This is a genomic window from Actinomadura bangladeshensis, from assembly GCF_004348335.1.
Lineage (GTDB): Bacteria > Actinomycetota > Actinomycetes > Streptosporangiales > Streptosporangiaceae > Spirillospora > Spirillospora bangladeshensis.
This window is the reverse complement of record NZ_SMJW01000061.1, coordinates 15,372-35,240: the sequence shown is the minus strand read 5'-3', so window position 1 is coordinate 35,240 and position 19,869 is coordinate 15,372. Positions and strand designations below refer to the sequence as shown.

Genomic DNA, 19,869 nt, shown 5'->3' with positions numbered 1-19,869 from the left:
CCCCAGCCCCGCACCCCGGCCGGGCTGGACCCGGGCGACACGCCTTAGTCAAGGAGGCGTTCACCATGTCGGGCGAACACCACACCATCGAACTCCCTAGCAGCCCACTCCCCAACACCGCACTGGCCGACGACGCCCTGCCCACCGACTCACTCCCCACCGACGCGCTGCCCGCGGCCGCGCCGGCCGGCGACATGGTCGCCACCGCCGCGCACGGGCTGCCGGCGATCGACGAACCGCCCCCGCTGCTGCTGGGCGAGCTGACGCTCCCCGCGGAACGGGAGTCCGTGCCCCGGGCCCGGCGGTTCAGCCGGTCCGTCACCGTCGCCTCCGGCATCGCGCACCTCCGCGACGACGCCGAGGTCCTGGTCTCCGAGCTGGTCACCAACGCCGTCCGGCACGCGACGGTGTCCGGCGCCGCGCTCTGCCTGCGGCTGCTGCGCGCCGGCACCCGGCTCCGCATCGAGGTCCACGACCAGGGCACCGGGGTCCCCCGGCCGCGCCGGGTCGACCTCATGGAGGAGACGGGCCGGGGCTGGTTCCTCGTCGCGGTCATGGCCGACCGGCACGGCACCGACCACACGCCGTCGGGCAAGTCGGTGTGGTGCGAAGTGCGCGCCTGGCCGCGGGACGAGCACCCCGGGCACTGAGCACCCCGTCCGCAGCCCCCGGTCCGGCGAATGGACGTGCCATGCCCGAGAACGCGCACACCGCCCGCTACCACCGGTCGGACGGGAGCCCCGCCACGGCCGAGGAGGCCCAGCGGCTGCTGCTCGACGTGCGGGGACGCCTGCTGGCGCAGGACGTCATCCGCGTCGGCGCCGCCGTCGTGGTCGTCTCGACCTGGTTCACGGTGGTCGACCTCGGCATCGCGGCGAACGGACGGCCGCTGCTGTGGCAGACGATCGTGTCCGACCTCTCGATGCACGCCGACATCGGCCAGTACACCTCGCGGGAGAAGGCCGCGCGCGGCCACGCGCAGGCCGTCGCCATGATCTCCGGCAGGCTGCGCGGACTGGTCGCCCGCGCGGCGCTGGACGAGGTGCGTCCCTGACGAGCGAGCGCTGAGAGGCGAGAACGCCACCCCCCCGCATTCCCCCCACGACACGGGCCGCGATCCCGGCCCGCCCTCGGCATGAGGTTGTGATCTGATGGCCTCGAAGGCACCCCGCGACGACGTCCCCGGCGGCAAGGCCCGGCGGAGACGTCCCATCCGCCTGCGGATCACGGCGCTGCTGCTGGTCCCGCTGGTGTCCCTCATCACCCTGTGGGCGTTCGCCGCGAACATCACGCTCGGCGACGCGTTCGACAAGTACGACTTCTCGACCACGTACGAGAAGATGGGCCTCCCCGGCCTCTACCTGGTGAACCAGCTCCAGGCGGAGCGTTCCCTGAGCGTCGTCGCGCTCGTCTCCGGCGACGCCGCGAACAAGCAGAAGCTCGGCGTGCAGCGCGCCCGGGTCAGCGCCGTCGAGAAGTCCTTCCGCGGGACCGCGCTGTCGGCCGACGCGCAGGACGCGGCGCAGCCCGAGACCAAGCAGCGCCTCGCCGAGGCGATCGAGGCCCTCGACACGCTGCCACGGCTGCGCGGCAAGGTCGACTCCGGGCAGGTCGCCCCGCTGGAGGTCATCAACTCCTACAGCACGATGCTCGACCAGGTCATCAAGGTCTTCGACGGCCTGGTGACGGTCAACGACGTCGCGATCCTCACCCAGGGCCGCGCGCTGATCGGCATCGGCAACGCCCGCGCCTACATGCTGCGCGAGGACTCCCTCGTCACCGCGGCCATGGCGCGCAAGGGCCGGCTCACCCCGGCCGAGCACACCGCGTTCGTCCAGTGGGCGGCGGAGGGGCGGCAGGAGTTCGAGGCCGGGCTCGCCGACCTCGACGACCATCTCCGCGAGCCGCTGCAGCAGCTCGCCGCGTCCGACCAGTTCAAGCGGTACCGGGCCGCCGAGGCCGCGATCGTGAACGCGCGCGGCGACCGGCTGCCGGCCGAGGCCGCCGACTGGCAGGCCACCACCCAGCTGCTGTCGCAGGCGTGGGGGCAGCGGATCCAGCAGGCGAGCCTCGCGCTGAACGAGCTGGCCAAGCCGATCGGCGAGCGGATCGTCATGCGGCTCGTCCTCGCCGGCGGGTTCGGGCTGCTCGCGGTGATCGCGTCCATCGTGCTGTCGCTGCTCGCGGCCCGCAGCCTGTCCCGCGAGCTGCGCGGGCTGCAGCGCGCCGCGCTGAACCTCGCCGAGGACCGGCTGCCCGCCGTCGTCGCCCGGCTCCGGCGCGGTGAGGAGGTCGACGTGGAGGCCGAGGCGCCGCCGCTGGTCATCGGCAAGACCAAGGAGGTCGCGCGCGTCGGCGACGCCTTCACCCAGGTGCAGCACACCGCGATCGAGACCGCCGTCCGCGAGTCGTACCTGCGGCAGGGCATCAGCCGCGTGTTCCTCAACGTCGCCTGGCGCAGCCAGTCGCTGCTGCACCGCCAGCTCCGCATGCTGGACGAGATGGAGCGCGGCGCGTCCGACCCGAAGGCCCTGGAGGACCTGTTCCGGCTCGACCACCTCACCACCCGCATGCGCCGGCACGCCGAGGGCCTGGTCATCCTGTCCGGGACGTCCCCGGGCCGCGGCTGGAGCCGGCCGGTGCACGTCGAGGACGTGCTGCGCGCCGCCGTCGCCGAGGTCGAGGACTACACCCGCGTCGAGGTCGTCGTCATGTCCGGGCAGGCCGCGCTGATCGGCGAGGCCGTCGCCGACATCATCCACCTGCTCGCCGAGCTGATCGAGAACGCCACCGTGTTCTCGCCCGCGCCGACCGAGGTGCTGGTGCGCGGCGAGATGGGCGCCAACGGGTTCGCCGTCGACGTCATCGACCGCGGCATCGGGCTCGACCAGTCCGAGCTGGACGCGCTGAACCTGCGGCTGTCGCGGCCCCCCGAGTTCGACCTGGCCGTCACCGACCGGCTCGGCCTGTTCGTCGTCGCCCGGCTCGCCGGCCGGCACGGCATCAGGGTCGCCCTCCAGCCGTCGCTGTACGGGGGCGTGAGCGCCGTCGTGCTGATCCCGCGCGAGCTGATCGTGGACGTCGACCAGCCCGAGGACGAGGGCGGTGCCGCCGCGTCCGGCGGGGACGTGCCGGTCGCCGGGCCCGTCCGGCAGAACGGGCACGCGGCGGCGAACGGCTCGACGCGCCAGTGGCCCGCGCCGTCGGCGCCGTCGTCCACGGCGATGCTGAACGCCCCGGTGTACGACACCGTGCAGGACGCGCCGCCCGCCCACGACGCGGCGCAGCCCTACGACACCGGGCCGCCGTACGACGGCCCGTCCGCGTACGGCGGTGCGCCGCCGTACGAGGCCACGGCGCCCGATACGCCGGCGTCCCTGGAGGAGCGGCCGGAGCACGACGCGACGGTGGGGTTCGGCCCGTACGACGGAACCGAGACCCCGACGCCGTACGGCGCCCCACCGTCGCACGGGGCGCAGCCCGGACCACCGCCCGCGTTCGACGCGACGCGCCCGTTCCAGGCCGCGGGCCCGCGCATCCCGGCCTACGGCCACGACCCCTACGCGGGCCAGGGCCGCTACGAGACGCCCGCCTCGTTCGGCGAGGGCCGGCCGTTCGGGCAGGGCCAGCCGTTCGGCCAGGCTCAGCCGTTCGGAGAGGCGCAGTCCTTCGGGCAGGCGCAGTCGTTCGGCGAGGTGCAGGCCCGCGGCGGGAACGGCGGGCGCGCCCCGCTGCCGCGCCGCGTGCGGGGCGGCAACCTGGCGCCGCAGCTGCGCGACGCGGACGCCCTCGACGACGAGCCGGTCCCGGCGGCGCCCCCGGAGGACGCGCTCGCCGCCTGGGAGGAGCGCTCGGCGGAGGCGTCCCGCGACCTGTTCGCCTCCCTGCAGGCCGGCTGGCTGCGGGGCAGGGACGAGGACGAAGGACCGGCCGACGGCATGGAGGGAAGATCATGACCCAGCAGGGAGTCGCCGCCGAGCTCAACTTCCTCCTCGACGACCTCGTCGACCGCGTTCCGCAGATCCGCAAGGTCGTGGTGCTGTCCCGGGACGGGCTCGTGATGGGCAAGTCGCGCGGCGTCGGCCGCGAGGACGCCGAGTACCTCGCGGCCCTCGCCGCGGGGTTCCACAGCCTGGCCAACGGCGCGCGGCCGCAGCTGGAGTCCGGCGAGATCCGGCAGACCCTCATCGAGATGGACCAGGGCCTGTTCTTCGTGGTGCCCGCCGGCGCCAACAGCTGCCTGGCGCTGCTCAGCGAGGTCGGCGCCAACGCGGGCCTCGTCGCCTACGAGATGACGATGCTGGTCAAGCGCGTCGGCCGGCAGCTGTCCACCGGAGTCAGGCAGAGCGCCGCGGGCCCCGGACCCAGGTGACCCGCCATGGACCCCAGTGACGTGCCCGGTGCTCCCCGGGGTCCCGGACGGGAGCGGTGGCTCGACGCCGCCGCCGGGCCCATCGTCCGCCCCTACGCGGTGACGCGCGGCCGGACCCGGCCGGCCGGCGAGCCGCTCGACATCGTGGCGATCCTCGTCGCGACCGGGCGGCCGCCGGCCGAGCCGGGCCGGCTGTCGCGCCACCAGCGCCGGCTGCTCGCGCTGTGCCGGCGCCCGCACGCCCTCGCCGACCTCGCCTCGGACCTCGGCCTGCCGCTCGGGGTGATCCGGGTGCTGGCCGGCGACCTGATCGAATCGGGCCTCGTGGACGTCCAGCGGTGGTCCACGCCGGCCACGCCGACCGGGCAGCCCGCCGTGGTCCCGCCGCATACCGACCAGAACCTGCTCAGGATGGTGCTCGATGAACTCCGCGCACTCTAGCTCCCCGCCTGTCGCCGAGGAGACCGACGACCGGGACGACGGCCCGCGCGTCGCCCTGAAGATCCTCGTCGCGGGCGGGTTCGGCGTCGGGAAGACGACCCTGGTCGGCGCGGTCAGCGAGATCCGGCCGCTGCGCACCGAGGAGGCGCTGACCGACGCGAGCATCGGGGTCGACGACCTCGACGGCGTCGCCGCCAAGACCACCACGACCGTGGCGATGGACTTCGGCCGCATCACGCTGCGCGACGGCGTCGCGATCTACCTGTTCGGGACGCCGGGCCAGGAGCGGTTCTGGTTCATGTGGAACGAGCTGTCGCGCGGCGCGCTCGGCGCGGTCGTGCTCGCCGACACGCGGCGGCTGATGGCGAGCTTCGCGTCGATCGACTACTTCGAGCGCAAGGGCACGCCGTTCGTCGTCGCGGTCAACTGCTTCGACGACGCCGACCGCTACGACCCGCCGGAGATCCGGACGGCGCTCGACATCGACCCGCACGTCCCGGTGCTGCTGTGCGACGCGCGCCGGACGGGTTCGGCGAAGGACGTCCTGGTGTCCCTGGTGGAGCACGCCCTGCGCCTGGCAGGCGGCGCAAGCCCCCGCCGCCCCGACCGCTCCCGTTGACCTGCGGCGTGTTGTTGTTATCCGGCCCGCCATAACAACAACACGCCGCAGGTCAACGAGAGTCCTCTCCGGGGTGCGGGGGGCGCATGATGATGTCGTCGACGCCTACGTCGTGGCCGTCGGCGCATCTGACCTGCGCCGTCACGCGCTCGCCGCAGCGGGTGTGGGTCAGCATGACCTGGCGTCCCTCCTCGTTGGGCAGGTACGTCTCGCCCCATTCCATGAGGCTGACGAGGGTCGGCGCGAGGTCCAGGCCCATCTTGGTCAGGTGGTACTCGTAGCGCGTGCGCTGGCCGGGCTCCTGGTACGGCTCCCGGGTGAGCAGCCCGGCCTTGACGAGGTGGCGCAGGCGGGCGGTGACGGCGGATTCGGTCATGCCGAGGTTGCGCACGAAGTCGCCGAAACGATTGGTCCCGAAGAACGCCTCGCTGAGCACCAGCACCGCCGACGGCGGTCCGAGCGCGGCCAGGGTACGGGCGACCGGGCAGTTCTGCATCGACCAGGCGTCGCGGTCGGCGAAGTGCCCCTCAAGTGCGATTGTCACGCGACCCACTATAAACCTGCTGACTTCGCTTGACCAAAGTCAGGTCGGGCGCTAGCGTCCCTGACTATGGTGAAACAAAGTCAGGTACGCACCGGTCCCGTCCTCGCGGTGCTCTCCGTCGCCTCCTTCATGGCGGGCCTTGACCTGTTCATCGTCAACGTGGCCTTCGACGACATCGGCCGCGACTTCGCCGGCACGCCGATGGCCGACCTGTCCTGGGTCCTCAACGGCTACGCGATCGTGTTCGCCGCGCTGCTCGTCCCGCTCGGCCGGCTCGCCGACCGGTACGGGCGCAAGGCCGGGCTCGTCCTCGGCCTGGCCGTCTTCACCCTCGCCTCCCAGGCGTGCGCCGCCGCCCCCGGCCTGTGGTGGCTCGTCGGCTTCCGCGTCCTGCAGGCCGCGGGCGCCGCCGCGCTCATCCCCACCAGCCTCGGGCTGCTGCTGTCGGCGATGCCGGCGGCGCGCCGCGGCGGCGCGGTGCGGATCTGGTCGGCGTCCTCGGCGCTCGCCGCCGCGGCCGGCCCCGCGATCGGCGGCGTCCTCGTGGACGTCTCCTGGCGCTGGGTCTTCGAGGTCAACGTGCCCATCGGCGTCGCCGCGGTCGTGCTCGCGCTGCGGCTCGTCCCCGACTCCCGCGAGGGCGTCACCGCCCGCGTCCCCGACCTGCCCGGCACCGCCGTGCTGACCGGCGCGATCGCCCTCCTCGCGCTCGGCCTCGTGAAGATCAACGACTGGCCAGGCGAGCGGACGACCCTGGTCACCGGCGCCGCGCTGCTCGGCCTCGCCTGGTTCTGGCTGCGCTCGCTGCGGCACCCCGCGCCGGTCATCGAGCCCGCGCTGCTCGCCGTCCGCACCTTCTTCTGGTCGAACGCCGCGGTCCTGCTGTTCACCGTCGCGTTCGCCGCGAACCTGCTGCTCGGCGTGCTGTGGATGCAGCAGGTCTGGCACTACTCGCCCATCAGGACCGGGCTCGCCGTCGCGCCCGGCCCCCTGATGGTCCCCATCATGGCGCTCATCGCCGGACGCCTCGCCGCGGCCCGGGTCCCCGTCGGACTGATCACCGCCGTCGGGTGCATGCTGTGCGCGTTCGGCGTCGTCATGATCGCGATGAGCCTCGGCCCGGCACCGGCCTACGCGTCGCAGCTGCTGCCGGGCTGGCTCATCGGCGGGATCGGGGTCGGGCTCGCCCTCCCCACCATCCTGTCGGCCGCCGCCGTCGAACTGCCGTCCCACCGCTACGCCACCGGCAGCGCCGTGGTGAACATGAGCCGGCAGATCGGCACCGTCCTCGGCGTCAGCCTCGCCGTCGCCGCCCTCGGCACCCCGCGCGGCTGGCCCGAGGCCCACACCGCCTACACCGACGCCTGGCTGATGGTCGCCGGGTTCATGGTGATCGCAGCGATCGCCGCCCTTGGCATGACCCCGCGCCGCCTTCGGCCCTCCCCAACCGTCCCCGAGCCAGAGAAGGAAGTGGTCGCCGGCACCTAACCCCGCCTTGACGAGTACCGCAGAGCGCGGGCGTCGGACGAAGCCTTGACCCGGACCGCGAGGCCCGGTTCGCCCGACCGCCCGAACCACAGTGAGCACCTCATGGCCAGAGGTGCTCACTGTATTTATTGTATTTTTCTCCTCCTTCGGGCCTGGCGGCCCTCCATCGTCGAAAAACACGGTGCGATCGCTGCATCGCATCCGACTCGCCTGGCGGCTCGCTGCGCGATCAGGTTCTCGCTTCGCTTGAACCTGCCTTCGGTCGCGATCGCGACGGTCGGGGTCGTTGCGTGGTTGCGGTGCCGGTCGCGGTTGTCGGGTCAGGCTTGAAGGGCTGACAGGACGACCAGGATCAGGGTCACTACCGCGAAGAGGCCGTGGGCCAGGACGACCGCCATGGGGAAGGCGGCTTCGGGGGCGGTGTCCGCCTGGGCGGAGCCGGGGGCGCCCGCGGCGGTGCGGACCGCGGGGGTGCGGGTCACGGCCAGCCAGCGGAAGAACATCACGAAGCCGAGCAGGGCGACCGGCAGGAGGAGGCCGAAGGCCGTCCAGGCCAGGGCCGCGGTGTCGGCCAGGACGTAGATGATCCAGACCACCAGGCCGGCGGCCGCCAGCAGGAAGTGGCCGAAGATGACCGGGACCGGGAGGCGGGACGTCCCGCCGCGGACGCCGCCGCGGGAGATCCAGGTGCCGAGCATGTAGAAGCCGCCCAGGGCGGTGATCAGCCAGGTGACTAGTGCGCCGATGGTCATGCGTTCTCTCCTTGGTGGGTGGTGGGACGGGGTGCGGGCTCGGCCGTGGCGAAGCCCTCGGACTGGGTGGTCTCGTCGGCGACGCGGACGCCGTAGCGGTAGGCGAGCTTGCCGCCCAGGAAGCCGGAGACGGTCAGCCCTGCCAGGGACACCGCCGAGAGGGCGATCGGTCCGGGCGGGACGGGGCCGGTGACGTCGCCGAGGCGCCAGCCGAAGGCCGCCGCGTAGGCGGTGGTCACGGCCAGGTTCAGGGACATGTGGACCAGGGCGGTGCGGAAGGCGCGCGTGCCCGGCGGGACGGCGAGCAGGTCGAGGAAACCGGTCGCGGCGGCGGCGAGCGCCCCCGCGACGCCCAGGCCGATGAGCCACAGGGAGCCCTTGGTCAGGAAGTCCGGGTCGCCGACCAGGTGCGAGGCGATGTCGAAGACGAGGCTCGCCACCCACGCGCCGATCGGGACCGTCACCAGGATCGGGTGCAAGGGGTGGCCGTAGCCGCCGGCGAGCACGCTCACCGGCCGTTTCGACTGCTGCTGCGGATCGTCCATGACGACCTCCCATTTCGCCAACAAGTATTGGTGTTATAGCACTCTCGCGTCAATGGGGCCGTGGTCGGCCGGGGTGTCGTCCGGTTTCGAGCGGTTTTTTGGGCGTTATGGCGATCGCGGGTTAGGGTGGGGGCGTGACTTCGGACTCCATCGGACTGGAGGCCGCCGCGATTCTCAGCGACGACCTGCGGCGCCGGATGTACGCGTTCATCCGCGCTGCGAACGCGCCGGTGACCCGGGACGAGGCGGCGGCGAGCGTCGGCATCTCCCGGAAGCTGGCCGCGTTCCACCTCGACAAGCTCGTGGACGCGGGGCTGCTGTCCGCCCGCTACGCCAACCCGGCGGGCGTCCGGCGGGTGGGGCGGGCGCCGAAGGTGTACGAGCCGTCGGGTGTGGACGTGCGGGTCAGCATCCCGCAGCGCGAGCACGGGCTCCTCGCGAGCATCCTGCTGGACGCCGTCCGCGACCAGGAGCCGGGGGAGAGCGGGCAGGAGGCGGCGTTCCGGGCCGCCGGGGAGCGGGGGCGCGCGCTCGGCGCGGCGGAGAGCCGTCCCGTGCGGGGCGGCCGGCTCGGCGCGGAGCGCGCGCTGACGTGCGCGGCCGAGCTCCTGGAGCGGTACGGGTTCGAACCCGAGCGGGACGGCCCGAAGCGGCTGCGGCTGCGCAACTGCCCCTTCCACCCCATGGCCGGGGACGATCCCGGCCTGGTGTGCGGGGTGAACCACGCGTTCCTGTCCGGCGTGGTGGACGGCCTGGGCGCCTCCAGCGTGCGGGCGGAACTCGCCCCGCATTCGGGGTACTGCTGCGTCGAGTTCGGCCCGCGCGACGAGTGATCCGCCCGGTTTGAGGCGGGTGGCGATGGACCCGGGCGATAGATCTTGCTTCTCCCGGTAAGTCACTAAGGAGCGTCGCTGTAGCCGAAGTCGACCAGGCTGGAGGAACGATGAGCCTGCCGTTGCACGAGAGCCGTGTTCTCGCGCTCATCGAGATGGGGCTGTGCCGCGAGGACCGGGAGCTCGCGGCCCGGTTCGCCGTGTTCAACCGCCTGACGGCGGCCGAGACGCCGCCGCGCCGGGAGCATCTGGGACCGAGCCGGAGGCTGTGCTGGGTCCTCACGGCGGTACTGATCGTGTCGATCATCGCGCTCGGCGCGATCGCCGCCGTCGTCGCGGGCTAGCGGTCCGGCTGGTCCTCCAGGGTCTTCAGCTCGGCGCTCAGGCGGTCCAGGATCGGCGCGAGGCTGCGCAGCTCCGCGAGGTGCACCCGGGTCAGCTCGGCGAGGACGCGGTCGGCCGCCGCGGTCAGCCGCACCCGCATCACCCGGTTGTCGTCGGGGTCGCGCTCGCGGCCGACGAGACCGGCGTGCTCCGCCCGGTTGATCAGCTCGACCGTGCTGTGGTGGCGCAGCAGCAGGTACTCCGCGAGCTCGCCGACCGTGGGCGGACGCTCGGCGTCATGGCCCTTGACGGCGAGGAGGAGCTGGTGCTGCGCCGGCGTCAGCCCCGCCGCGCGCACCGCCTGCTCGCTCCAGCGCAGATAGCGGCGCAGCCCCGTCCGGAACGCGAGCAGGGCGGTGAACTCCTCCTGGCTGAGTTCCTGCACGCGCACCCCCGTCCATGGGCATGGAAGTCCGTCCTGTGACGCCTCGATGCTACTTCACCGGCGGTATCCGGGCAGGTGGGGCGCCGGAGCGTGACAAATGTATCGTGTCACGATAAATTAGGGGACGAGTGAGATGGGGTGAGAACGCGATGCGACCGACATCATCGGTGCTGCACGTCTACCAGGCGGACGACTGCGACATCGTGACCTTTCCCGCCGAGGTCGATCTCCTGAACGACGAGAGGATCCGCACCCAGCTGCTCTGGCTGCTCAACACGAGCCCCCGGGGCCTGGTCCTGGACCTGTCGGGGACGCGCTTCTGCGCCGCCTGCGGGGTGGACGCCATCTTCCGCGCCTGCATCCGCGCCAAGGCCCTCGGCATCCGGGTCGGCCTGCTCTCGCCGCCGAGCGGGCCGGTGAACCGCGTCATCCAGGTCACCGGGCTGAACCGCGCGATCCCCACGACGACCGACCGGGCGGAGGCCCTCGCCGCGCTGCGCTGATCCGTCGCGCATCGGGCTCCGCCGCGGCGGCACCGGCCTGGACCTGTCGATCATCGGGGTGCCGCAGTTCGAGGGCTGCGTCTAGCCGCCGGTGGTGGTCGCGTCGTCGAGGATGAGGCGCAGCTTCTCGGCGCGGCCGCCGCTGATGGCGCCCTCGCGGGTGCGGGTCGAGATCTTGTGCCGGAGGTAGGCGACGTCGGCGCGGCGGCGGTCGAGCGGGGACCACTGCCGCCGCAGCATGCCCTCGATCACGTTGGTGAGGTCGAGGCCGACGTCGTCGCGGACGTCCCCGTCGGCGACGCCCTGGTAGACCGCGGAGCGGAGCCGCAGCAGCGCGTCGTGGATGCGCGTCTCGGGCGGCGCGGAGGTCTCGGGCGTCTCCGGGACGGGATCCGTGGCCGGTTCGGTGCTCGGCGGGTCCGGGTCGGCGGTGGCCGGCGGGGACGGGGACGCCGCCTGGAGCGGCAGGAGGCGGCCGGGGGAGCGGTCCCGGCTGGAGAGGGTGTCGCCGATTCCGATGATGAGGGTGGCCGCGGCGGCGATCGTGGCGGCGACCCCCGCGAGCGCGAGCCACGGGATGCGGAGGCCCCGCCGGGAGTGGCGGATCTCCTCCCGCCGCCACCGTCCGGGCTGCTGGCCGGCGGTCATGCCCGGATGGTCGCGAGGACGCGGTTCAGCTCGTCCGCGAGGTCGGGAGTGAGGGCCTGTTCGCGCCGCCGCGTGTCGATCTTGTCGTGCAGCTGGGCGACGCGGCCGCCGACGTCCACGTTGCGGTCGGCGGTGAGGTCGTTCTCCAGGTTGGTGATCACGTTGTTCAGGTCGATGGCGACGTCGGGGCGGATCTCGCCGGAGGCGTAGCCGCGGCTGACGATCGGGCGCAGCCGGCCGAGCGCGCCCCGCACCCGCGTGCCGGCCGGCTCGACGGCGGGCGGCCGGCCCGGCGCCGCCGTCGCGGACGGCGCGGACGCATCCGGGACGGGCGTCGCGACGGGAACCGGCGCGCGCGGTGCCGAGGCCAGGATCGCGGCGGCCGCCGAGACCGGCACCACGACGGCCAGAGCGAGCACGGCCGGCCGAACGCGCCGGGCGGCAGGCCGCCGCGACGGCGGGCGCAGGGCCTTCGTCGGCCGGGGCGGCGAGTGCAGAGCGTCGGACCGTCGTGACGGCGGGCCCGGGGCCTTCGTCCGGCGGGGTGCGGCGAGGTGCGCTGGGGCGGTGAAGAAGTGGTTCGGCGGGGCGTCGTCCTCGCGGGTGAGGAGGCCGGCGATCTGCCGGGCGGACGGCGGTTCCCGGCTCAGGCAGCGGGCGACGAGCGCCGACAGCTCCTCGGACGCGCCGGGGGTGACGCAGGCGGAGATGAGCGCGCCCAGTGCCCGGATGTCGGCGGTCGCCCCGGGCTCGGTCGTCGGCGCCGCCGCCTCCGGCCCCCGGGCGCTGCGGACGATCCCGCCGATGCCGGTGTCGACGAGCCTGACCTCGTCCGGGAGGAGCACGACCTTGCCGGGCCTCAGGTCGCCGTGCGCCACGCCGGCCGTGTGCGCGAGGTCCAGCGCGGAGGCGACCCGGCCGCACACCTCGGCGGTCTCGTAGGCGGTGAGCGGGCCGCGGCGCAGCCGGTCCGCGAGGGTCGTGCCGTCGAGGAACTCGGTGACCAGGTAGGACGTCAGCCGTCCGGACGCGTCCCGGGTCTGGTCGCTGTCGAAGATCGTCTCCAGCACGGGGTGGGAGAGTCCGGCGGCGCGGTTGACCCCCTGCTGGAAGGCGGGGTGCAGGCCGGCGCGCGCGGGCGTCAGCAGCTTGACCGCGACGGCGCGGTCGAGCAGCTCGTCCCGGGCGCGCCAGACCTCCATCGTCCCGCCGCCGTCGAGGCGCTCCACGAGCCGGTAGCGCTCGGTCAGCCGCAAGCCCGATTCCACTGGACGCCCACCCTCGCCGTGCTCCGTGCCGGGCGTGGTCCCCGGCGTGTCAGGAGGTACGCGCCGCCCCGCGCACCGGGTTCGACCCGGCGGCGGCGCGCCACGCGGCGAGCAGCTCGCGGAGGCCCTCCTCGTAGCGGGCGACGTTCGCGGTCTTCACCTCCTCGTAGCCGCGGATCATGTCGGGCAGCTCCGCGATCCGGACGGCGAGATCGTGCCGGTCCGCCGTGAGGCCCGCGTCCAGGCCCGCGACCAGCTCGTTCAGGACGGCGACGTAGCCGGTGACGAGGCGGCGCTCGGCGCGGCGCTGCGCGGTGGCGCCGAACGGGTCGAGCGGGGTGCCGCGCAGCCGCCGCATGGCGCGCAGCGCGTGGAACGCCGGGCGGGCCGTCCGGCCGAGCGCGACCTTCTTGCCGAGCCCCAGCGCCCGCAGCAGCGGCGGGTGCAGCATGTACCGGACGGTCGAGCCGGGCCCGAACTGCTCCTCGACGCGGCGGGCGAGCTCGGGGTCGAGGTGGAGGCGGGCGACCTCGTACTCGTCCTTGTACGCCATCAGCTTGTAGAGGTTGCGCGCGACGGCGACCGCGAGCCGCTGCCCGTCCGCCCCCGCCGCCCGCTCGGCGCGCGCGACGCGCATGACCGCGTCCAGGTACCGCTCGGCGAGCGCGAGGTCCTGGTAGGCGGCGAGGTCGGGGACGCGGATCCGCAGCACGCGGGCCAGTTCCCCGTCCGCTCCGGACGCATCGACCAGGCGCATCGCGGCCGGCGCGGTCGCGTCCAGCGGACGCGGAGCGGCGGCGGCGGCGGTCGCGGCCGGCTCGGCCGCCCAGCCCGGTTCCAGGACGAGCCGCCGCCCCGCCCGGAACGCCTGCACGTTCGCCGCGACCTGGACGCCGTTCAGCGCGAGCGCCTCCTCGATCGCCTTCGCCGACAGCGGCAGCAGGCCCGACTGGTAGGCGGCGCCGACCACGACGAAGTTCGCGGTGGTCGTGCTCCCGAACCAGCGCTCGGCGAGCGCGAGGGCGTCGAGCGCGACGAGGCCCTCCGGCCGCGTCCGGTCGGCGATCCGCCGGACGAGCGCCGCGCTCGGCGGCAGCGCCGCCGCCGTGTCGGTGATCATCCGCCCGGTGGGGACCTCGCTGGTCGACACGACCGCGGCGGTCCGGCCGGGCGCGCAGCGGCGCAGGTTCGGCTCGGACGTCCCGGCGAGCGCGTCGAACACCAGGTAGGCGTCGGCGCCGCCCGCGCCGACCATGCCGGGGCGGTCCCGCTCGGCGTCCCCGATCCGCAGGTGCGACACGACCGCGCCGGCCTTCTGGCTCAGCCCGGTCTGGTCGAGCGCGCGGGCGTGCAGGCCGTCGACGAGCGCGGCCGTGGCGAGGACCTGGTTGACGGTCACGACGCCGGTTCCGCCGATGCCCACGAGCAGGACGTCCGCCGACTCGGGACGGGTCTCGGGCTCGGCCAGCTCACCGATCTCCGGCAGCGACGGCCGCGCCTTCTTCTCGCCGGGGACCACGGTGAGGAACGAGGGGCAGTCGCCGTCCACGCACGAGTAGTCCTTGTTGCAGGACGTCTGGTTGATCTGCGTCTTGCGCCCGAACTCGGTCTCGACCGGTTCGACGCTGAGGCAGTTCGACTTCACGCCGCAGTCGCCGCACCCCTCGCAGACCGCTTCGTTGATCAGCACGCGGACCTGCGGGTCGGGGGCGAGGCCGCGCTTGCGCTTGCGCCGCGACTCCGCCGCGCACGCCTGGTCGTACAGCAGCACGGTCACGCCGGGGATCTCGCGCAGCTCCCGCTGGACGGCGTCGAGGTCGTCGCGGTGCCGGACCCGGACGCCGGGCGCCCAGTCGGTCCCGCGCGGGTAGCGGGACGGGTCGTCCGCCACCACGGTGATCTTCGCGACGCCCTCGGCGTGCAGCATCCGGGTGATCGCGGCCGGGTCGGAGCCGCCGTCGGCGTCCTGCCCGCCGGTCATCGCGACCGCCGCGTTGTAGAGGATCTTGAAGGTGATGTCGGTGCCGGCGGCGACGGCCTGCCGGACGGCGAGGCTGCCGGAGTGGAAGAACGTCCCGTCGCCGAGGTTCTGGAACATGTGCCCGGTGTCGCTGAACGGCGCCGCGCCGACCCACATGGCGCCCTCGCCGCCCATCTGCGTCGTGCCGATGCTGCGGTCCTGGAAGACCGTCATCACGTGGCAGCCGATGCCGCTCGCCGCGATCGACCCGTCCGGGACGACCGTCGACCGGTTGTGCGGGCAGCCCGAGCAGAAGTACGGGGTGCGCGCCGGCGCCAGCAGGTCGATCTGCGGCTTGCGGGGCGTCAGCGCCGGGTCGCGGAGGTCGACGTGCTCCGCGCCGACGCGGTCGGCGATGAACCGGGCGAGCGCCTTGACGACCCGGTCGGCGTCCAGCCCGCCGTCGGCCGGGACGAGCCCGGCGCCATCGGGCCCGTTCTTCCCGTACACGGCCGGACGCTCCGCCTGGTCGTACAGGACGTCCCGGATCTGCGTCTCGATGAACGCGCGCTTCTCCTCCACCACGACGATCTCGCGGAGGCCCTTCGCGAACCCGCGGATCCGGTCGGCGTCCAGCGGATAGATCAGGGCGAGCCGCAGCAGCCGCACACCCCGCCGCGCCAGCGCGTCCTCGTCCAGGCCGATCCGGTCGAGGGCTTCGCGCAGCTCAATGTAGGTGCGCCCGGCCGCGACGAGCCCGACGGTCGCGTCCGCGGCCGCACCCTCGATCCGGTCGAGCCCGTTGGCCGCGGCGTACGCCGTCGCCGCCTGCAGCCGACCCTGCAGGACCTCGGTCTCGATGGCCGTCGTGCCCTTCAAGTCGACGCCGGGCTTGCGCGTCGGCTTCCACGGACGCCCCCGCCACCTGAAGTCCGGGATCACCGGGTCGGGCACCGGCTCCGCCGCCACGATCTCGTGCGAGTCGGCGACGTCCGTCACGACCTTGAAACCGGTCCAGGCACCACTGAACCGGGACATCTCGAACCCGTGCCGTCCCAGCCGCAGCACGTCGCCCACCGACGCGGGCACCAGCACCGGCATGAACGCCTCCGCGAGCGCGCCCTCCGTCGCCGACGGCAGCGTGGACGACTTCGCGGACGGGTCGTCGCCCACGACCGCGAGCACCCCGCCGCGCGCGGACGTGCCGAGCCAGTTCCCGTGCTTGAACGCGTCCAGCGACCGGTCGACGCCGGGCGCCTTGCCGTACCAGAGCCCGAAGACGCCCTCGTACCGCGGCCCAGGCAGGTGCTCGGCGAGCTGCGACCCGTAGACCGCCGTCGCCGCCAGCTCCTCGTTCACGCCCGGGATGAACCGGATGTCGTTGCCCTCGAGCAGCTTCGCGTCCCGCATCAGCTGCTGGTCGAGCCCGCCGAGCGGCGACCCCCGGTAGCCGGACACGAACCCGGCCGTCGTCCAGCCGCGCCGGGCGTCCGACCGCCGCTGGTCGAGCAGCAGCCGGACGAGCGCGTGCACGCCGCCGATCGCGATCCGGCCGCGCTCCAGCTCCAGCCGGTCGCGGAGCGGAGAGGAAGTAACGGTGGTGCTCATGCTTGCATTGAGCCCCCCGACCTGAGCGGTGTGCAAGATGGTGGGACGATACTTGAGCAGATTGCTCAAATCGGACCACACTTACTCATCGGAGCTGAGCATTGTGACGAGCGCCACTCTCCTCGACCTGCAGATCCTGCGCCGCCTCGTGGAGCAGCCCCGCATCGGCATCACGGAACTGGCCGCCAAGCTCGGCATCGCCCGCAACACCGCGCACGCGCGCGTGGAGCGGCTCGAACGCGAGGGCGTCATCGGGCACCGCGGCCGGGAGGTCGACCTCGGCGCGATCGGCTTCGAGCTGACCGCCTTCGTCACCCTCGAAGTCGCCCAGGGCCGCCTGCGCGAGGCCGCCGCGGCGCTGTCGGCGATCCCGCGCGTCCTGGAGGTCCTCGGCATCACCGGCCAGGGCGACCTCCTCGTCCGCGCGGTGGCCCCGAACGGCAAGCAGCTGCACGAGGTCATCGACTCGATCCTCGCCTGCCCCGGCGTCCGCCGCAGCACGACGTCGATCGTCCTGACCCACCAGGTCCCGTTCCGCATCGGCCCCCTCCTGGAGGACGAGGAACGCCGCGCCCGGCTCAAGGAGCGGTGAGTGCAAGAGCGCTCCAGGAGCGCTGGGGTTCAAGGAGCGGAGACGAGTTCCTTGGAGTTCGGCCGGGAGGGGTGGGTCCGCCCGAGCGGCCCGGCGGCCATGGCCGTGAAGAGCGTCGTGCTCACCTGGGTGACGAACCGCCGTCCGGCCTCGGTGACGCCGTGCCCGCAGGCCGGCCCGCGCATCGAGCAGACCCAGCGCATCGTGCCGGTGGCGAACACACCCGCGCCGCTCTCGGCGGTGTAGTAGGACGCGTCCGCGACGGCCGCCCGGTTCCCGCAGGTGATCGGCGAGTGCGCGACGATCTCCAGGCCGGGCGGCGTGGGGCCGTCGCGGTTGAGGGCGTCGGCCTCCGGGCCGATGACGCCGGGGAACTTCGTGCCCTTCCGGACGCCCGTCCCCCGGAACATCCAGAAATCGGGCTGATGGATCGTGAACGCGCCCTCGGCCGGGAAGCAGAAGTACTGGATGCCGATGATGTCGCTCTCCGGGCGCGGCACCGGCGAGAGCCGCCAGTCCTGCGTCGACTCGGCCGGGTTCTGCTTCGACATGGGGTCGAGGTCCGCGTCCTTGTAGCAGACGACCAGGCGGTTCGCCCCCAGCGGCGTGGAGCCGAAGCGGATATGGCGATTCACGGCATTCGCTCCGAGAAAGGCGATGTTGACGCCTCGGTCGCGGGCCTGGGTCGCGCGCTGCCGCATGGTGGCCGACCAGTACTCGTCGTGCCCCAGCGTGAGCAGGCCGCGGGCGCCGTCCAGCAGGTGCGGGTCGGCGTGCAGGTCGTTGTCGGTCGCGTACGCCAGCGGCAGGCCGAGCTTCTCGGCCAGCGCGACCGCGGGCTGCTCGTAGCTGAGGAACTTGCCCGCGCCGTTCCCGTCGTAGGGGCGGTCGAAGCTGACGGCCGTCGAGCGGTCCGGCAGCCCGCCGGACGGGCCCTTGTAGAGGTCGTGGCCGCCCCACATGTTGTAGGCCTGCCACGTGGTGGTCGCGTTCAGCACGACCACGCGGCCCTCGGCGCGGGGCGACCGGACGGTGATCGGCACGTACCGCTGGGCGCCCGACGCGGCGGTCAGCCTGATCAGGTAGCCGCCCTCGGGCCAGCCGGCCGTGGGAACGGTCAGCGACGGCCGCCACACCGCCGACACGGTGCGGGTCGCCTTGTCGATGCTCGCGGCGGCCTGCCTGGTACCGGGCACGCGCTCCGACCGCCACACCCGGCGGGCCTGCGCACCCCCGTACCAGCCCATGCGGAACGCCTCGGCGGTGAAGCCGGACGTCGTCGTGGAGACCAGCAGCCGGAAAGCCTGCCCCGGCAGCACGCTCACCTTGTCGGCGTACCCCTCGATCTCGTGCTCGGCGCCCTTGCGCCGGACCCGCCAGTCCGCCGTGCCCGGCTGCTCGTTCTCGCTCTTCCCGGCGGCCGCGGTCGCCGCCGCGTCCGGCCGCCCCTTCCCGCGCCCGCCGAACCCCGGCGAGCAGGCACCCGCGAGGGGCACCAGGCCCAGCAAGGCCACGACGCCGAACACACGCCTGCCCACGACGTCCCCCCGGATGATCGACGGCCGACGCAGGTGATTCCCGCCCCGCTGGGCGAGAACCGCAACTTTTCGCCAAGTCGGACCAAACAGCGCCTCGTCGCGGCCGGGCAAGGACCCGGTGCCGGCGGGTCGCAGGGCCCGTGACGGACGGCGGCGCCGAACCGGCGGCCGCCGTCACGGCCGGAGTGACTTCTCCACCGCCACGGCGACCGTGTAGGCGCTGTCGACGAGGCGGCTCCCGCTCAGGGCCGTCTCCCGTCGGTGCCCCGGTAGTCGGCCGCGTTGGCCAGGTGCACGCGGTCAGAGACAGGCGCGCACGCCGGCGGCTATCTCGAGGTCTTCGCGGGCGGCTATCACCAGGGTGCGGACGGTGGCGTCCGGGGCGGTGATGTCGGTGTCGCCGTCCACCTCGTCGTTGCGGCCGGGGTCGATGGAGACGCCCAGGTAGGAGAGGTCCTCGGCGAGCCGCATGCGCACGGACGGGTCGTGCTCGCCGACGCCGCCCGTGAACACCAGGGCGTCCAGGCCGCCGAGGGACGCGGTCATCGCGGCGGCGCAGGCGCGGAGGCGGTGGTGGTAGACGTCGAGGGCGGCGAGCGCGGGCGCGTCGCGCGCCTCGGCCAGTTCGCGGATGCGGCGCATGTCACCGGTGCCGGTGAGGCCGCGCAGCCCGGAGTCGCGTTCGAGGGCCCGGTTGACCTCGCCCGCGTCGAGGCCGTGCTTGATCAGCCACAGCGGGATGCCGGGGTCGATGCTGCCCGCCCGGGACGCCATGACCAGCCCTTCGAGGGGCGTGAACCCCATCGTCGTGTCGATCGAGCGCCCGTCGGCGACGGCGCACAGGGACGCCCCGGCACCGAGGTGGCAGATGACCGTCCGGGCCGGGGTCGAACCGAGCATCTCTCCCACCCGCCGGGTGGCGTAGGAGAACGACAGGCCGTGGAAGCCGTAGCGGCGCAGGCCGAAGCGCTCCCGCCACTCCGGCGGGAGCGCGTAGGTCGCGGCGGCGGACGGCAGCGTCGCGTGGAACGCGGTGTCGAAGCAGGCCACGGCCGGGACGCCGGGCAGCGCCGCGGTGATCTCCGCGAGCGCGTGCAGCGACGCCGGCTGGTGCAGCGGGGCCAGGTCGGCGAGCTCGTGCAGCCGCTCGGTGACCCCGGCGTCGATGCGGACGGGTGCGGTGTAATCGGTGCCGCCGTGGACGAACCGGATGCCGATCGCGTCCGGAGGCGGCATGGTCGCGACCACGCCGGCCATCTCGTGGCCGGCGCCGGAGTCCTCCGCGAGGACGGTGTCGTCCGGGTCGAGCAGGCTCACCTTCAGGCTGCTCGACCCGGGGTTGACCGTGAGCACGCGCATCAGTGCGCCCCCCTCGCCGGTACCGCCGGC

Annotated in this window: 20 protein-coding genes; 11 read left to right on the top strand and 9 right to left on the bottom strand. The window is 73.7% G+C overall.

Features of this window, described 5'->3' with window-relative positions; translation table 11 throughout:
• Window positions 1-65 precede the first annotated feature (65 nt).
• From E1284_RS14610 to E1284_RS14585, 6 genes are all read left to right on the top strand, one after another.
• The gene (locus E1284_RS14610; RefSeq protein WP_131939613.1) at window positions 66-650 is read left to right on the top strand and encodes an ATP-binding protein; all 585 of its coding nucleotides are present in this window, start codon (window positions 66-68) and stop codon (window positions 648-650) included.
• 41 nt (window positions 651-691) lie between these two features.
• Window positions 692-1,054: a hypothetical protein gene (locus E1284_RS14605; RefSeq protein ID WP_131939612.1), complete on the top strand. Its 363-nt coding sequence runs from the start codon at window positions 692-694 to the stop codon at window positions 1,052-1,054.
• Between the two features lie 97 nt (window positions 1,055-1,151).
• A complete protein-coding gene (locus E1284_RS14600; RefSeq protein WP_131939611.1) occupies window positions 1,152-3,956 on the top strand; it encodes a sensor histidine kinase in 2,805 nt (934 codons plus the stop codon).
• A complete protein-coding gene (locus tag E1284_RS14595; RefSeq protein ID WP_131939610.1) occupies window positions 3,953-4,372 on the top strand; it encodes a roadblock/LC7 domain-containing protein in 420 nt (139 codons plus the stop codon). The genes E1284_RS14600 and E1284_RS14595 overlap by 4 nt, the downstream gene beginning before the upstream one ends.
• A gap of 6 nt (window positions 4,373-4,378) precedes the next feature.
• Entirely contained in the window at window positions 4,379-4,813 is a 435-nt protein-coding gene (locus E1284_RS14590; protein WP_131939609.1) for a DUF742 domain-containing protein, read from the top strand.
• On the top strand, window positions 4,794-5,432 hold the full coding sequence (locus tag E1284_RS14585) for a GTP-binding protein (protein ID WP_131939608.1): 639 nt from the start codon (window positions 4,794-4,796) through the stop codon (window positions 5,430-5,432). Before E1284_RS14590 ends, E1284_RS14585 begins: the two co-directional genes overlap by 20 nt.
• Before the next feature lie 52 nt (window positions 5,433-5,484).
• Here the strand turns inward: E1284_RS14585 and E1284_RS14580 are convergent, their stop codons facing one another.
• On the bottom strand, window positions 5,485-5,976 hold the full coding sequence (locus E1284_RS14580) for a winged helix-turn-helix transcriptional regulator (RefSeq protein WP_207923751.1): 492 nt from the start codon (window positions 5,974-5,976) through the stop codon (window positions 5,485-5,487).
• 66 nt (window positions 5,977-6,042) lie between these two features.
• Here E1284_RS14580 and E1284_RS14575 point away from each other — a divergent pair, with 66 nt between their 5' ends.
• The gene (locus E1284_RS14575; protein ID WP_131939607.1) at window positions 6,043-7,464 is read left to right on the top strand and encodes an MFS transporter; all 1,422 of its coding nucleotides are present in this window, start codon (window positions 6,043-6,045) and stop codon (window positions 7,462-7,464) included.
• Window positions 7,465-7,784: 320 nt separating this feature from the next.
• On the opposite strand, the gene E1284_RS41465 is transcribed toward E1284_RS14575, so the two are convergent.
• Both E1284_RS41465 and E1284_RS14565 read right to left on the bottom strand, forming a co-directional pair.
• Window positions 7,785-8,216 carry a hypothetical protein gene (locus E1284_RS41465; RefSeq protein ID WP_165965267.1) on the bottom strand — a complete coding sequence of 144 codons (432 nt, stop codon included), beginning with the start codon at window positions 8,214-8,216 and terminating at the stop codon, window positions 7,785-7,787.
• The gene (locus E1284_RS14565; RefSeq protein WP_131939606.1) at window positions 8,213-8,761 is read right to left on the bottom strand and encodes a DUF2231 domain-containing protein; all 549 of its coding nucleotides are present in this window, start codon (window positions 8,759-8,761) and stop codon (window positions 8,213-8,215) included. The genes E1284_RS41465 and E1284_RS14565 overlap by 4 nt, the downstream gene beginning before the upstream one ends.
• Window positions 8,762-8,895: 134 nt before the next feature.
• Here E1284_RS14565 and E1284_RS14560 point away from each other — a divergent pair, with 134 nt between their 5' ends.
• Together E1284_RS14560 and E1284_RS14555 are read left to right on the top strand one after the other, a co-directional pair.
• On the top strand, window positions 8,896-9,594 hold the full coding sequence (locus E1284_RS14560) for a helix-turn-helix transcriptional regulator (RefSeq protein ID WP_131939605.1): 699 nt from the start codon (window positions 8,896-8,898) through the stop codon (window positions 9,592-9,594).
• 110 nt (window positions 9,595-9,704) lie between these two features.
• Window positions 9,705-9,938 carry a DUF3040 domain-containing protein gene (locus tag E1284_RS14555; RefSeq protein ID WP_131939604.1) on the top strand — a complete coding sequence of 78 codons (234 nt, stop codon included), beginning with the start codon at window positions 9,705-9,707 and terminating at the stop codon, window positions 9,936-9,938.
• Here E1284_RS14555 and E1284_RS14550 read toward each other — a convergent pair.
• Entirely contained in the window at window positions 9,935-10,369 is a 435-nt protein-coding gene (locus E1284_RS14550; RefSeq protein WP_131939603.1) for a MarR family winged helix-turn-helix transcriptional regulator, read from the bottom strand. The genes E1284_RS14555 and E1284_RS14550 overlap by 4 nt on opposite strands.
• Window positions 10,370-10,512: 143 nt before the next feature.
• Between E1284_RS14550 and E1284_RS14545 the strand changes: the two genes are divergently transcribed.
• Window positions 10,513-10,866, top strand: a complete 354-nt coding sequence (locus E1284_RS14545) for an STAS domain-containing protein (RefSeq protein WP_131939602.1) — start codon at window positions 10,513-10,515, stop codon at window positions 10,864-10,866.
• 81 nt (window positions 10,867-10,947) lie between these two features.
• On the opposite strand, the gene E1284_RS14540 is transcribed toward E1284_RS14545, so the two are convergent.
• The 3 genes from E1284_RS14540 to E1284_RS14530 all read right to left on the bottom strand — a co-directional run bounded on the left by E1284_RS14540 (window position 10,948) and on the right by E1284_RS14530 (window position 16,350).
• A complete protein-coding gene (locus E1284_RS14540; RefSeq protein ID WP_131939601.1) occupies window positions 10,948-11,514 on the bottom strand; it encodes a hypothetical protein in 567 nt (188 codons plus the stop codon).
• Entirely contained in the window at window positions 11,511-12,770 is a 1,260-nt protein-coding gene (locus E1284_RS14535; protein WP_131939600.1) for a protein kinase domain-containing protein, read from the bottom strand. The genes E1284_RS14540 and E1284_RS14535 overlap by 4 nt, the downstream gene beginning before the upstream one ends.
• Before the next feature lie 61 nt (window positions 12,771-12,831).
• The gene (locus E1284_RS14530; RefSeq protein ID WP_131939599.1) at window positions 12,832-16,350 is read right to left on the bottom strand and encodes an indolepyruvate ferredoxin oxidoreductase family protein; all 3,519 of its coding nucleotides are present in this window, start codon (window positions 16,348-16,350) and stop codon (window positions 12,832-12,834) included.
• A gap of 103 nt (window positions 16,351-16,453) precedes the next feature.
• Between E1284_RS14530 and E1284_RS14525 the strand changes: the two genes are divergently transcribed.
• The gene (locus tag E1284_RS14525; RefSeq protein WP_243714481.1) at window positions 16,454-16,942 is read left to right on the top strand and encodes an Lrp/AsnC family transcriptional regulator; all 489 of its coding nucleotides are present in this window, start codon (window positions 16,454-16,456) and stop codon (window positions 16,940-16,942) included.
• Between the two features lie 29 nt (window positions 16,943-16,971).
• Here the strand turns inward: E1284_RS14525 and E1284_RS14520 are convergent, their stop codons facing one another.
• Both E1284_RS14520 and E1284_RS14515 read right to left on the bottom strand, forming a co-directional pair.
• Window positions 16,972-18,480: a N,N-dimethylformamidase beta subunit family domain-containing protein gene (locus E1284_RS14520; protein WP_131939597.1), complete on the bottom strand. Its 1,509-nt coding sequence runs from the start codon at window positions 18,478-18,480 to the stop codon at window positions 16,972-16,974.
• A 300-nt stretch (window positions 18,481-18,780) separates the two neighbouring features.
• Complete coding sequence (locus E1284_RS14515) at window positions 18,781-19,839, bottom strand: acetate/propionate family kinase (protein ID WP_131939596.1); 1,059 nt, start codon at window positions 19,837-19,839, stop codon at window positions 18,781-18,783.
• Between the last annotated feature and the right edge of the window lie 30 nt (window positions 19,840-19,869).